Here is a 13,840-nt window from a genome sequence, read left to right as displayed (position 1 = left end):
AGTACCTTCAAAACTGAAAAAATAAAGGAAAGGGCTTCTCTTCTACCTTGCCGGGCGGTCTTTAGAGCAACACCTGTGCCGCTTCCATGCGTATGTAAGGAGGTAAACAAACGCAGAACTATGGCAAAGAAATCGTTTCAGGAACTGATCAGCAGCCCGGGTATGCCGGTGCTGGTAGACTTTTATGCTGATTGGTGCGGCCCCTGCAAAGCCATGAGCCCGATTGTGCAGCAGGTAGCCGGCGAGTATAACGGCAAGTTAAAAGTGATCAAGATAAACATAGATAACAACCAGGCCGCTGCCGCCCAATACCGGGTGCAGGGCGTGCCTACTTTTATCATCTTCCACCAGGGCAAGCAAGTATGGCGGCAGTCTGGGGCAATGCCGGCCCATGTGCTTAAGCAGGCTATACAGCAATCGATTGGCTAATTTTGAATGACTGAATAATTGAATATTGAATAAAAAAGCTGCTTCACATGCAATTATTCAGTTAGTCAAAGGTCAATCATTCAGCATTACTTTCAGCTGCAGGCTAAAAGTGGTGGGGCCGCCCGGCTCACTGCTGACGCGGATGCTTCCGCCATGCTGCTGCATGATCTGTTTGGAGAGGCTCAGGCCAATGCCGGAGCCTTGCTTTTTTGTGGTATAGAATGGGATAAAGATTTTATCCAGCACATCTTCCGGAATGCCGGGGCCGTTGTCGGTTACGTTGATGCGGAGCTTTTCTCTGTCTTGCTCATCCATATACGCCACTATCTCCACACAGGGCTCCGCCGACTGCTGGCACGCTTCCATGCCGTTCTTCACCAGGTTAATGAGTACCTGCTCGAGTTGCTCGGCGTCTGCCAGCAGGGTCACACGCTCTTCGGGCAGGTAGATGGAGAGGTTCACCTGGTGCGTTTCCAATTCAGGAGCCAGCAGGGTACGCACGTTCTGCATCAATTCCTGTACTTTCACCGGTCGCAGTTCAGAAGCCGGCAAGCGCATTAACCGGCGATAATTCTTCACAAAGTGCAGCATGCCGGTGCTGCGCCGCTCAATGGTGCGCAAACCCGCCTGCATATCTTCCAGCGTCTCCTCCTCCAGCGGCTCACCTGTTTTATACCTGGTAATAATCTCTGAATCCAGCAGGCCGGCTACGGTAGAGGTCAGCGAAATAACAGGCGTGATGGAGTTCATGATCTCATGCGTGAGCACCCGGATTACCTTCTGCCAGGTCTGTAGTTCCTGCGCCTCCAGTTCCGACTGGATGTTCTGCAGCGACACGATTTTGAGCCTTTGCCCCTGCGACACCAGCTCTGTGGCGTGCAGGGTGAGCAGCAGCTGTTCCTGCTTCGGCTGAAGTGTAATTAGTGCTTTCTCATTGTTCCCAATCTGCTGGAGAACTTTTACCAGCTCGGGGCTCAGCCGCTCCAGGGCCTGTATATGGCGCAGGTGCGGTACGTGCAGCAACTCCTTGGCCACCTGGTTCACTAGCGTTACTTCCCCGGTGGCATCAAAAGAAAGCAGGCCAATACCTACGTGTTCTACAATGGCCTGCAAGTATAAGTGGTTCGCCTGCCGCTCAGTTTTTACCCGCTGAAAGGCCTCAGTGATGGCGTTAAAAGAAGTATAAAGCTCCCGATACGAGCTGTTTGATTTGGCCGTGGCAAAGCGCTGCGTGAAATCAGAATGGCGGATGGCCTCCAGAAAGCTGCTGATATCGCGGTTGGTGCGCTCTATAAAATGTATCAGCTCATACACCTCAAACACGACCAGCAAAAACAGGCAAAACACCGTCATATACCAGTCAGTGCGGTAGAACACCAGCAGCATCAGCACAATAATAGCCAGTAGCATACACAGCCGCAGCAGCAGCTTTGCACGGAAGCCGTTATAGACCATGTTTCTCAATTCTGCGGTAGAGGGCGGTACGGGTAATGCCAAGTTCTTTGGCGGCGTGGGTGATGTTGCCGGCATGCTTTACGAGCGCTTTCTGCACCATCATTTTCTCCAGTGCCTCTAACGTATAATCGCTCTCCGCCATGGCTCCCACAGGCTGCTGGCGCCGCGCAGATTCGCCGGGTGCAAAGTAAAAATCTTCGGCGTGCAGTTCGTCGCCGTCACACAGGATCACAGCCCGCTCCATGGCGTGATCCAGCTCGCGGATGTTGCCGGGCCAGTGGTACTCGCTCAGCCGGCGTAGTGTATTTTGGTTGATGTTCAGCCCAGGCCGGTTATACTTGTCGCTGTATACTTGCAGGAAATGTTCTACCAGCAGCTTGATGTCTTCGCGGCGTTCGCGCAGGGGCGGCAAATGTATCTCCACGGTGTTGATGCGGTAGAGCAAGTCCTGCCGGAAACTGCTTTCGCGCACCATGTCGTACAGGGGCATGTTGGTGGCGCAGATCAGGCGGATGTCGATCGGGCGCGGCTTATTGGTGCCTAACCGGATTACCTGGCGGCTCTGCAATACCGTTAGCAGCTTGGCCTGCAGCCCCAGCGACAGGTTGCCCAGCTCGTCCAGGAACAGCGTACCGCCATTGGCAGCTTCCATACGGCCCATGCGCTCTTCCTTGGCATCGGTAAAAGCGCCCTTGGCATGGCCGAAGAGCTCACTTTCAAACAACGTCTCGCTTACGGCACCCAGGTCCACTTTCTCAAACGCCTTTTCCGCTCGCATCGATTTGCGGTGCAGGGCCCGGGCCGCCACTTCTTTACCCGTGCCGTTCTCCCCAAGTATAAGCACGTTGGCATCGGTACCTGCCACCTTATCAATGGTCTGGTACACGCGCTGCATGGCCGGCGAAACACCAATAAAGCCGTCGTAGTGGTAGGCGGTGTTGTTTTGCTCGGCTGCTTCGGCAGAGCGCTTGTTGCCATGATTTTTGCTCTGGCAGGCCGTTTTAAGTATAGCCACCAGCTTGTCGTTCTGCCAGGGCTTAAGCACGAAGTCGGCGGCGCCCTCCTTCAAGGCCCTCACCGCCAGCTCAATGTCGCCATAGGCGGTCATGAGGATAACGATAACCGACGGGTCTTGCCGCAGCAACTGCTTGAGCCAATGAAAGCCCTCTTTGCTGGAGGTAGCGCCGGTGCTATAGTTCATGTCCAGCAATACCACATCAAACCGGTGCTCCTGCAAAAGCGCCGGCAGTTTGTAAGGGTCGGAGGTGGTCATAACGGTGGCAAAATGCTGCTTCAGGAGCAGCCTGCTGGCCGTGAGGATGTCCTCTTCATCGTCTACTACTAATATCTTGCAAGCTATTTTACCCATCGGTCTAGTGCTGGTATCCGGCACAAGTATACTATAAAAATACATCTTTTTTTGCCATTCAGGCAAACGCTCCTAATAAACCAAACCCGCTTATACGCCTAAGTTCCGCTGCCATGCAGGGCCGCGTTGTGTCCGGTGTTCGTTAGCAGACACTTCACTGTACGGAAACGGACAGTACACCCATAGCGCACAAGCTATATAGCATCATAATCTATTGAATAACAATTATTTATAATTTATGGCATACTTATTGGCAAGTGCCTTTTACAGAAGACTATGAAGAAATAACGAACTGTTCTACACGACAACAAGATTATGGATCGCGTCATTGAAAAAAAGAAAAATACTCCTAAAAAGATAGCCTTGATCGCTGCCAGTGCTGCTGTGCTGGTGGTAATCGTTTATAACCTGCTGTTTGCCGAACATACCTCTAAACTGAATGTAGACAGCGAGCGCATTACGATAGGCAAAGTGCAGGACGGCGTTTTTCAGGAGTTTATTGCGATTGATGGCTCTGTAGAACCGCTCAAGAGCTTTTACCTCGACATTATAGAAGGTGGCCGCGTGGACAAGATCTATACCGACGATGGCCGTATGGTGCAGAAAGGCGACACGATCATGAAGCTTTCCAACACCACCCTGCAGATCGACTTTATGACGCGCGAAACGCAGCTTTATGACCTGATGAACGAGCGTCAGAACTCCGAGATCCAGATGAAGCAGGACCTGATCAAAAAGCAGAATGAACTGGCCGAGATCGAGTATAACCTGGCCCTGGTTGCCCGCAAGTATAAGCGCAACCAGATGCTGATCAAAGAAAAGGTCATTCCGCAAGAGGAATTTGATGCTTCGAAAGACGAGTATGAGTACGAGACCAAGCGCAAAGAACTGGCTGATCGTTCGGTAAAACAGGATACCCGCCTGATGGAAGAGCGCCTGCACCAGCTGGATGAATCGATCAGCCGCATGAAAGCTAACATCAACATGGCGCGCGGCACCCTGGATAACCTGTATGTGGTTGCTCCTTTTACTGGCCAGCTCTCTACGCTGAAAGCGGAGGTAGGCGAATCGAAATCACCGGGCGAAAACATCGGCCAGATAGACGACATGAACGGCTACAAAGTAAAGGCAAACATCGACGAACACTATATCTCCCGCGTGTACCCTGGCCAAACCGGCACCTTCGACTTTAATGGTAAAAATTATAAGCTGGTCGTGTCGAAAGTAATTCCGGAAGTGCAGAACAATACTTTTCAGGTAGACCTGGAGTTTGCCGACGGCAGCAAGCCAGAGGGCATCCGACGCGGCCAGACGCTGCAGATCAAGTTGAACCTGAACAGTGGCGGGCAGGCTATTTTGGTACCTCGCGGCGGCTTTTACCAGAGTACCGGCGGTAACTGGATTTTTGTAGTGGACAACTCCGGCGAGTACGCCACCAAACGCAACATCAAGCTGGGCCGCCAGAACCCGAACTACTATGAAGTGCTGGATGGCCTGCAACCCGGCGAAAAAGTGGTGCTGTCGTCTTACGACAACTACGGCGATATCGACCGATTAGAACTAAAATAACGACCCTATAAACTGCTCCATAAGTACAAAATAAAACTAGCTCAACAGCACAAAAAACACTACTATGAACAAGGAAGAACTGATCATCGAAACAGAGAATCTCCAGAAGAAGTACATCACCGACACGGTGGAAACCACTGCCCTTGCCGGGGTAGACCTGAAGATTAAAAAAGGCGAGTTTGTGGCTATTATGGGCCCATCAGGCTGCGGCAAGTCTACACTGCTCAACATCCTGGGCATGCTCGACAGCCCTTCTGCTGGTAGTTTCCGTTTCCTGAGCCAGGAGATCAGCAAAGCCACCGAGCGCCAGCGCGCCAAACTGCGCAAAGAGAACCTGGGCTTCGTGTTCCAGAGCTTTAACCTGATTGATGAGCTGACAGTAGAAGAAAACATTGCCCTGCCGCTGGCATACCTTGGTGTGTCGAAGGCCGAAACAGAGCAGCGCACAAAGGAGGCGATGGAACGCATGGGCATCGCGCACCGCCGTAACCATTTCCCGCAGCAGCTCTCCGGTGGGCAGCAGCAGCGTGTGGCTATTGCTCGTGCTACTGTATCAAACCCAAGCCTTATACTTGCCGACGAACCGACTGGTAACCTGGACTCGGTGCATGGCCGTGAGGTAATGGCGCTGCTGTCGGAACTGAACGAGGCGGGCACAACGGTGGTGATGGTAACGCACTCCCCTTCTGATGCCGAGTATGCGCACCGTATTGTAAACTTATTCGACGGACAGATCGTGACGGAAAACCTCAACGTGAAACGTCATGCTGCAGAACTACTTTAAAACTGCCCGCCGCAACCTGCTGCGGAACAAAGTATACGCTGCCATCAACATTGTAGGCCTTGCCGCCGGCATCGCTGCCTGCATCCTCATCTTTCTGTATGTAAAAGATGAGGTAAGCTACGACCGCTACAATACCAAGGCAGACCGCATATACCGCGTCACCCGCGACTTTCTGTCGAATGATGGCACGGTAAGCCTAAGCCTGGGGCATGTAGCTCCGCCTTTTGGCCCGCTGCTGCAGCAGGAGTTCCCGGATATTCAGGCGCTGACGCGCACGCTGAATACAACGCTGCTGTTGGAAGATAAAGCCACGCAAAAGCGGTTTAACGAGGAGCGCGTATACTTTGCAGAGCCGGACATTTTTAAGATCTTCACCATCCCGGTAAAAGAAGGTAACCCTGAAAAGTCGCTGGACGAGCCGTTTACGGTGATGCTGAGCGATAAAATGGTGCAGAAGTATTTCCCAGGTCAGGACCCCGTAAACAAGGTGCTGACGGTGAATAATACTTTCAGCGTAAAAGTATCGGGCGTGTATGAGGACTTCCCGACTAATGCGCACTTTCACCCGGACTTCCTGATGTCGTTCAGCACTTTGAACGATACCACCATTTACGGAGCCGAGGCGCTGAAGACGAACTGGGGCAATAACTCCTTTGGCACCTACATGCTGCTGCCGGAGCATTACCCCGTGGATAAGCTGCAGGCCCAGATGCCCGCTTTTCTGGACAAAGTACTGGCTGGCACCGACCATGCCCGCGGCCGAAAGCCATCAGAATTTACGCACCTGTACCTGCAAAAGCTCACCGATATCCACCTGAAGTCGCACCTGGACTCGGAGGAAGAAACAAACGGAGAACTAACAACCGTGCTCATTCTCGCTGCCGTGGCGCTGGTAATCCTGCTGATCGCCTGCATCAACTACATCAACCTGAGCACCGCCCGCTCCACAAGCCGCGCCAAAGAGGTAGGCGTTCGGAAAGTGGTTGGCGCGCTTAAAAGCGATTTGATCAAGCAGTTCTTGCTTGAGTCGGTGCTGGTAGCTTTTCTGGCTACGCTGCTGGGCCTGGGGCTTACTGAACTTTCGCTGCCGTGGCTGAACGAGTTTGCGCAAAAGGACCTGCACCTGCACGTGTTCAGCGACCCCGTTATACTTGGTTTTGTGCTGTTGCTGCCTTTGCTGATCGGGCTACTGGCTGGTTTATACCCGGCCCTGTACCTGACACATTTTGAGCCGGCCCGGGTGCTGAAAGGCTCTCTGAGCAACAGTTCCAAAAACCCGACAATGCGCAAGGCTTTGGTGATCGTGCAGTTCTCCGTCTCCATTGCCCTGATCATTGCCACTGGTGTGATGTTCCGGCAGTTGCTTTACATGCAAAACAAAGCGCTGGGCTTCGACAAGGAAAAACTGATCGTGCTGCCATACTACAGTGCCCTTTCGCCCCAGTATGAGGCTTTTAAAGCAGAGTTGCTGAATTCTGCCTCTATTCAGGGCGTGGGTAAATCGCTGCTGGTGCCCTCCGACAGGTTACTTAACTCGATGGGAGCCGGCGTGATGAAGGGCGATAGCCTGGCGAAAACGGACGTAACGATCAAGTTCGTGAATGTGGACCAGGACCTGTTCGACACTTACAAAGTAGGATTAGCTGCCGGCAGAAACTTTAGCCGCCAGCACCCGACCGACGATTCCGCTGCTTTCATTCTGAATGAGACCGCCGTGAAGATGATCGGCTGGCAAGATCCGCAGCAAGCCATCGACCAGGTATTTCAGTATGGCGATACCCGTGGGCGCATAATTGGCGTGATAAAAGATTTTCATTTTGAGTCGCTACACGAAGAGATCGCGCCCATGGTGTTCCTGATGTCACGCGCTGACCGCTACTCCAACATCAGCATCCGGTATAGCGGTGATCCGAAGCAGGCACTGGCGCATATTGAAGCGGTGTGGAACAAGTTTGCGCCAGAACAGATCTTCCGCTATGACTTTATGGATGAATTGTATGGCGCCATGTACCAGACAGAGCAGCGCAAGGGCGAGATCTTTACCGTGTTCTCCTGTATTGCCATCTTCATTGCCTGCCTGGGCTTGTTTGGCCTGGCCTCTTATACTACTGTGCAGCGCACCAAAGAGATCGGTATCCGCAAAGTGTTCGGTGCCTCTATTCTCAAGATCGTTACCCTGCTGTCCAGCGACTTTCTGAAGCTGGTGCTGATTGCCAACCTGCTGGCCTGGCCCGTGGCCTGGTACGCCATGAGCAGGTGGCTCGAAGACTATGCCTACCGCGTGGAGATCGGGAGAGGCATTTTTATACTTGCCGCTTTCCTGGCCTTTGTCATTGCCATCGTCACCATCAGCTTTCATGCCATTAAGGCTGCCTCGGCTAACCCGGTGAAGGCCTTACGGACAGAGTAAGCGCAAACGATTCAATTTACATCAACAGGCCGGCACTTCGGTGCCGGCTCTACAAGCTACCGATATGTTCAGAAATTATACTAAGATCGCGTTACGCAACCTTCTGCGCAACAAGGTATACTCGGCCATTAACATTGCCGGTTTGGCTATCGGCGTAGCCTCCTGCATTCTTATCTTTTTGTATGTAAAAGATGAGCTGAGTTATGAAACTCACTTTGATAAAGCCGACCGCATTGTGCGTTTGGTGGGCGTGATCGACTCGGACGCCGGGCACGAGCAGTTTGCCCTCTCCGCTCCCGCTCTGGCACCTGCGCTAGTCAAAGACTTCCCCGACGTGGAGCACGTCACGCAGTTATCCAGAGCCGGCAAGCAAACGGTTTGGTATAAAGATAAGAGCTTTAACGAAGATGACCTGCTCTTTGCCGACAGCGCCTTCTTTCAGGTATTCAGCTATCCGCTGCTGGCTGGTAACCCCAAATCAGCTCTAAGAGAGCCCCATACGGTGGTGCTGAGCGAGCAAATGGCCAAGAAGTACTTCGATGCGCCCACAGAGGCAATGGGCGAGATGCTCAAGTTTGGCAACGAAACTTACCAGGTAACCGGCATTTTCCGCGATCCCGGTCACTCGCATATCAACGCTAACGCTTTTATCTCCAGAAGCACCCTGGATGCCAAGCTCGACGAAGAAATCCGCACCAACCAGTGGTTTGCCATGAGCCGCTATACTTACGTGCTGTTGCACGGGCCGGAGGAATTTGCTCCGTTCCAGCAAAAGATGGATGCCTTTGCCGAGCGCCACGTAAATCCTTGGATCAAAGAAAATGACCTGACAGGCACCATGCGTTATGTGGTGCAGCCGCTCAAATCCATTCACTTTGCCACAGACTATGCCGCTGATCTGAGCCCTGCCGGCAACATTTCCTACGTCTACATTTTCGCGGCTGTGGCGGTATTCCTATTGCTCATCGCCTGCATCAACTATATGAACCTGGCCACTGCCCGATCGGCCAAGCGTGCCAAAGAAGTAGGTTTACGCAAAGTAGTGGGCGCTTACCGCAGCCAGATCATCCGCCAGTTTTTGGGCGAGTCGTTGTTTATCACACTTATTGCGGTGGTACTGGCCCTGGCGCTGGTGCAGATCATGCTCCCGACCTTCAACGCGCTCACCGACAAGAGCTTTGGCTCCGCTTTTTTCCTGCAATGGGAGTTCATGGGCATTATCCTCGCAATCGTGGTGTTTGTGGGCATTATAGCGGGCAGCTATCCGGCATTCTTCCTCTCTAACTTTAAACCTGCCGATGTCCTGAAATCAGATAAAGCTCCGCGGGGCGGAAGTGCTGCGCTGCGGCAGGTGCTGGTGGTGCTGCAGTTTACCATCTCCCTGATTCTGATCATCGGCACCATTGTGGTGTTCAGCCAGATGCACTTTCTTAAAAGCCGCGACCTGGGCTTCAACAAGAACCAGATCATGGTAATCGATATTCCAAGTGGCGACTCAACCTTAGTAAAAGGATTACCAGGTATAAAGCAGGAGCTTCTGAGCAATCCAAACGTGGAAGAGGTGTCCAACACGAAAGATATCCCGGCCGAGAGCATGTCGAAGCTGCTGATGCTGGTAGAGAAAGATGGCCAGCAGGTAGAGAAAACTATGAATGTGATGTTTGTGGACTATGATTTCATTGATGTAATGGGCATCAAACTGAAAAATGGCCGCAACTATTCCCGCGACTTTAAAACCGATGAAAAAGGAGCACTGATCGTGAATGAGGCAGCAGCCAAACTCATGGGCTGGGACGACCCGATTGGCAAGCGCATACAAGTAATGGACCTGGATGCGAAAGTGATCGGACTTGCCAAAGATTTTCATGTTAAATCGTTGCACACCGAGGTAGAACCCCTGGTGCTGGTGCTCAGGCCAGAGTCGGACGGCTACCTGATGGCCCGCATTAAGCCTGAGAACATTGCGGCTACCATCGGCTTTATCCAGAGCAAGTGGCAGGCCTACGACCCGAAGCACCCCATGGATTACTTTTTTATGGATGAGCATTTTGATGAGCAGTACCGCGCCGAAGAGAAAATGCTGACGGTGTTCGGTTACTTCGCCGGCCTCACCATTTTCATCGCCTGCCTGGGCTTGTTTGGCCTGGCCTCTTTTACAGCCGAACAGCGCACTAAAGAGATCGGTATTCGCAAAGTGCTGGGTTCCTCTATCAGCAGCATTGTGTTACTGCTCTCCAAAGACTTCGCTCTACTGGTGCTGGTTGCCATTGTGCTGGCAAGTCCGGTGGCCTGGTATGGTATGGACAAGTGGCTGCAGGATTTTGCCTACCGTGTGCCGCTGAGCTGGTGGATCTTTGCCCTGGCAGGTTTCTCTGCCATGCTGATTGCCCTGCTCACCGTTAGTTTCCAGGCTGTGAAAGCCGCTATGCTGGACCCGGTAAACGCTATCAGAACACAATAATAGCTTTCTGAAAGATGCGCTCCATACTTGCTCGGGTAAGTATGGAGCGCATCTCAGGCGCCAAGTATAAGTTATAACGCTTAAAACAACGAACTATGAAGTACCTCCTGCTTATTGCTTGTTTGCTGATTCCAGGTCACCTGCTACTGGCACAATCAAATTTAAAGTACCTGCAAACCGTGTCGAATACCGGCATTAAAAAGGGCAATATCCATCTGGAAGTACCAGCCGGCGAACTGCGCCTGCGCACCGGGAACAGCAACCTGGTAGAGGCCGAAGTACACTATACGGAGCCAGGCTGGAAGCCCAGCTTCAGCCAGCACACCAGCAACAGCATCGCCGACCTAACTTTTAAACAGCCGGATTTCAAAAACAGCGATGATAACAACTCCGAGAACAAATGGAATGTGAGCATCAGCAAAACCACGCCCGTGGATTTATACCTGAAGATGGGGGCCGGCGATACCAAACTGGACCTGAGCAACAGCCGACTCGGAAAACTGGATATCGAAGCCGGTGCTGTGTCGCTGGACGTGAACCTGAAAGGCAGCCAGGCGCAGGACATTGACATTAACGCCGGCGTAGGTGAAGTAAAGCTGGACCTGACCGGCAACTGGGATCATGATGTCACCATCGATATAGCTGGTGGCATCGGGGAAGTAACCCTGAAGCTGCCGAAAGGAACCGGTGTAAAGCTTAAGGCCTCCGGCCTTGGCGACCGAGACATGGCCGGCCTTCGGAAGAACGGCAGCTATTATACCAACAGCGCTTTTGGCAAGAGCAAGAACACCCTGACCATCAACGTGTCTGGCGGACTGGGAAGTGTACGCGTGACGGAGGAGTAGCCTATCCTGCTCCACAATAACTGAATAGCCTTAAAGTACGTGATCCGGAAACCATGCTACAGCACTATTTAAAAACCACCTGGCGCAACCTGACGCGCAACAAAGTATACACCGCCATTAATGTGGTGGGCCTGGCAATTGGCGTGGCCTCCTGCCTGCTCATTTTCCTGTATGTGCAGCACGAGCTTAGCTATGACAAAGCCTTTACCAGGCACGACCGGATCTACCGCGTGGTGAATAACCTGATCGTGGAGGACGAGGTGGAGAAAGCCTCTATTACGCATGCAGCCCTGGCGCCTAACCTAGCCGCAGACTATCCGGAAATTGAAGCGGCTACCAGGATGATCAACTGGCACAAGCGCGTGTTCCGCCAGGGCGAGAAAGCCATCACCATAGACAATACCTTTTTTGCGGATAGCAACTACTTCGATATTTTCGACTACAAACTGCTGGAGGGAAACCCTAAGACCGCGCTCCAGGAGCCAAACAGTATTGTGCTGACAGAAGAAGTAGCCGGTAAATTCTTTGCCAATCCGCTGGATGCTATGTTCAACACCTTGAAGATTGGCAACGACTCTTATAAAGTAACAGGTATTTTCAAGGCAGTGGATGCGGCCCACATGAAACCGAATGTACTGGTTTCCATCAACTCGCTTCCTGCAGATTTGCGGCAGCAGTTTAAGTCCAATTGGTTTAGCACCAACAGCTATACTTACATTTTGCTGCGCCAGCCCGGTATGGGCGATGCCCTGCAGGCCAAACTACCGGACTTTGTAAAGCGCCGCGTCGCTCCGGCCCGCGGCGACACCAAAGAGCGGGTAGAATTATACTTGCAGCCGCTCACCTACATCCACCTCAACTCCGATTACCTCTGGGAGCCTTTCCCGGTAGGCAATAAGTCATACATCTACATCTTCTCCTTTGTCGGCATTTTTATCCTGCTGATCGCTTCTATCAACTACATGAACCTGGCTACGGCCCGCTCCGTGAAACGTGCCCGAGAGGTAGGCCTGCGCAAAGTGGTAGGTGCCAGTCGGCCGCAGCTCATTGCCCAGTTCCTGAGCGAGTCAGTGCTGCTCACACTGCTGGCCCTGGTCATTGCCCTGGTGTTTGTGGAGCTGCTCCTGCCGAGCTTCAACAGCCTGACAGAAAAGCAGATTCCCTCCACTTATTTTACCAACCCTACCTTGCTGCTGGTGATCATCGCCATCGGCGTGTTTATTGGTCTGGTGGCAGGCAGCTACCCCGCGCTGGTGCTCTCCCATTTCCGGCCGGTAGATATTTTGAAATCTGACAAGACCCCGCGCGGTGGCGGTGCGCTGCTGCGCAAAGGCCTGGTGGTGCTGCAGTTTACCATTTCCCTGGTGCTCATCATCGGCACGGTGGTAGTATACAGCCAGATGCATTACCTCAAAAACCAGGACCTGGGCTTTACAAAGGATCAGGTGCTGGTGATCGACATTCCCAGCGGCGACTCAACGATCGTGAGTAAAATGCCCGTGCTGAAAACAGAGTTGCTCCGCAACCCGCACATCACGAAAGCAGCCACTACCGGTATGATTCCGGGCGAAGAAACCGGCGTGATCATCTTTAAAGTGGAGCGCGACGACAAAATGGCCGAGAAAACGATGAATACCATCTGGGCTGATTATGATTACCTCGACCTGATGGATATTAAAGTAAAAAAAGGCCGCAACTTCTCTAAAGAGATGCCCACTGACGAGGAAAATGGCTTTATCCTAAACGAAGCAGCAGTAAAAGCCCTGGGCTGGACCCAAGACCCGATCGGCAAACGCATCGGTGGCTCCGACACCACCTCCGGCCGGGTGATCGGGGTGGTGCAGGATTTCAACTATAAGTCGCTGCACAGCAAGATAGAGCCGTTGGTGATCATGCTGGCACCTCAGAACAGCGGCTCGCTTCTGGCCCGGATCACGCCCGGCAATTTCAGTGAGACCTTGGGCTATGTGGAAAATACCTGGCAGCGGCTGGCTCCCACACAACCCATGGAATACACCTTTCTGGACGAGAGCTTTAACCTGCAGTACCGCGCCGAGGAGAAGATGCTGACCATTTTCGGCTACTTCGCCGGCCTCACTATCCTCATCGCTTGTATGGGCCTATTTGGCCTGGTTTCCTTCATGGCTGAGCAGCGCACCAAAGAGATCGGCATTCGCAAAGTGCTGGGCAGTTCGGTATCGGGCATTGTGCTGCTGCTCACAAAAGATTTTGCCGTGCTGGTGCTGGTTGCCATTGTGCTGGCCTGCCCCATTGCCTGGTATGGCATGGACAAGTGGCTGCAGGACTTTACCTACCGCACCCAGATCAGCGCCTGGATATTTATACTATCGGGGCTGGCGGCCCTGGCGCTGGCTATACTTACGGTGAGCTACAAAGCAACCCGCGCCGCCATGACAGACCCGGTGCTGGCCCTGCGGTCAGAGTAAAAAAGAGTTTTGTGTTTTGTGTAAGTTGTTTGTTTAAGGTGAGTCTTCAGTAAGGGCAGTTGCAGCTGCCC

Annotated in this window: 9 protein-coding genes; 7 read left to right on the top strand and 2 right to left on the bottom strand. The window is 52.7% G+C overall.

Going from position 1 to position 13,840, the window contains the following annotated elements:
• The first annotated feature begins 120 nt into the window (after nt 1-120).
• Nucleotides 121-429 (top strand): thioredoxin, encoded by a 309-nt coding sequence (trxA, locus tag ABDW72_RS10705; protein WP_347158550.1) that lies wholly within the window; start codon nt 121-123, stop codon nt 427-429.
• Between the two features lie 72 nt (nt 430-501).
• Here the strand turns inward: trxA and ABDW72_RS10700 are convergent, their stop codons facing one another.
• A complete protein-coding gene (locus tag ABDW72_RS10700; RefSeq protein ID WP_347158549.1) occupies nt 502-1,839 on the bottom strand; it encodes a sensor histidine kinase in 1,338 nt (445 codons plus the stop codon).
• A gap of 34 nt (nt 1,840-1,873) precedes the next feature.
• Nucleotides 1,874-3,253, bottom strand: a complete 1,380-nt coding sequence (locus ABDW72_RS10695) for a sigma-54-dependent transcriptional regulator (RefSeq protein ID WP_347158548.1) — start codon at nt 3,251-3,253, stop codon at nt 1,874-1,876.
• A gap of 315 nt (nt 3,254-3,568) precedes the next feature.
• Between ABDW72_RS10695 and ABDW72_RS10690 the strand changes: the two genes are divergently transcribed.
• The 6 genes from ABDW72_RS10690 to ABDW72_RS10665 all read left to right on the top strand — a co-directional run bounded on the left by ABDW72_RS10690 (nt 3,569) and on the right by ABDW72_RS10665 (nt 13,769).
• Complete coding sequence (locus ABDW72_RS10690; protein WP_347158547.1) at nt 3,569-4,822, top strand: efflux RND transporter periplasmic adaptor subunit; 1,254 nt, start codon at nt 3,569-3,571, stop codon at nt 4,820-4,822.
• Between the two features lie 64 nt (nt 4,823-4,886).
• Entirely contained in the window at nt 4,887-5,606 is a 720-nt protein-coding gene (locus tag ABDW72_RS10685; RefSeq protein ID WP_347158546.1) for an ABC transporter ATP-binding protein, read from the top strand.
• Nucleotides 5,587-8,016 (top strand): ABC transporter permease, encoded by a 2,430-nt coding sequence (locus ABDW72_RS10680; RefSeq protein WP_347158545.1) that lies wholly within the window; start codon nt 5,587-5,589, stop codon nt 8,014-8,016. Before ABDW72_RS10685 ends, ABDW72_RS10680 begins: the two co-directional genes overlap by 20 nt.
• Before the next feature lie 64 nt (nt 8,017-8,080).
• Complete coding sequence (locus ABDW72_RS10675) at nt 8,081-10,477, top strand: ABC transporter permease (RefSeq protein WP_347158544.1); 2,397 nt, start codon at nt 8,081-8,083, stop codon at nt 10,475-10,477.
• 95 nt (nt 10,478-10,572) lie between these two features.
• Entirely contained in the window at nt 10,573-11,322 is a 750-nt protein-coding gene (locus tag ABDW72_RS10670; protein WP_347158543.1) for a toast rack family protein, read from the top strand.
• A gap of 53 nt (nt 11,323-11,375) precedes the next feature.
• On the top strand, nt 11,376-13,769 hold the full coding sequence (locus tag ABDW72_RS10665; RefSeq protein ID WP_347158542.1) for an ABC transporter permease: 2,394 nt from the start codon (nt 11,376-11,378) through the stop codon (nt 13,767-13,769).
• The last annotated feature ends 71 nt before the right edge of the window (nt 13,770-13,840 follow it).

It is taken from the genome of Pontibacter chitinilyticus (assembly GCF_039748935.1).
Classification (GTDB): Bacteria; Bacteroidota; Bacteroidia; order Cytophagales; family Hymenobacteraceae; genus Pontibacter; species Pontibacter chitinilyticus.
Note: the sequence above shows the minus strand (reverse complement) of the source record. Positions and strands in the feature narration are given on the sequence as shown.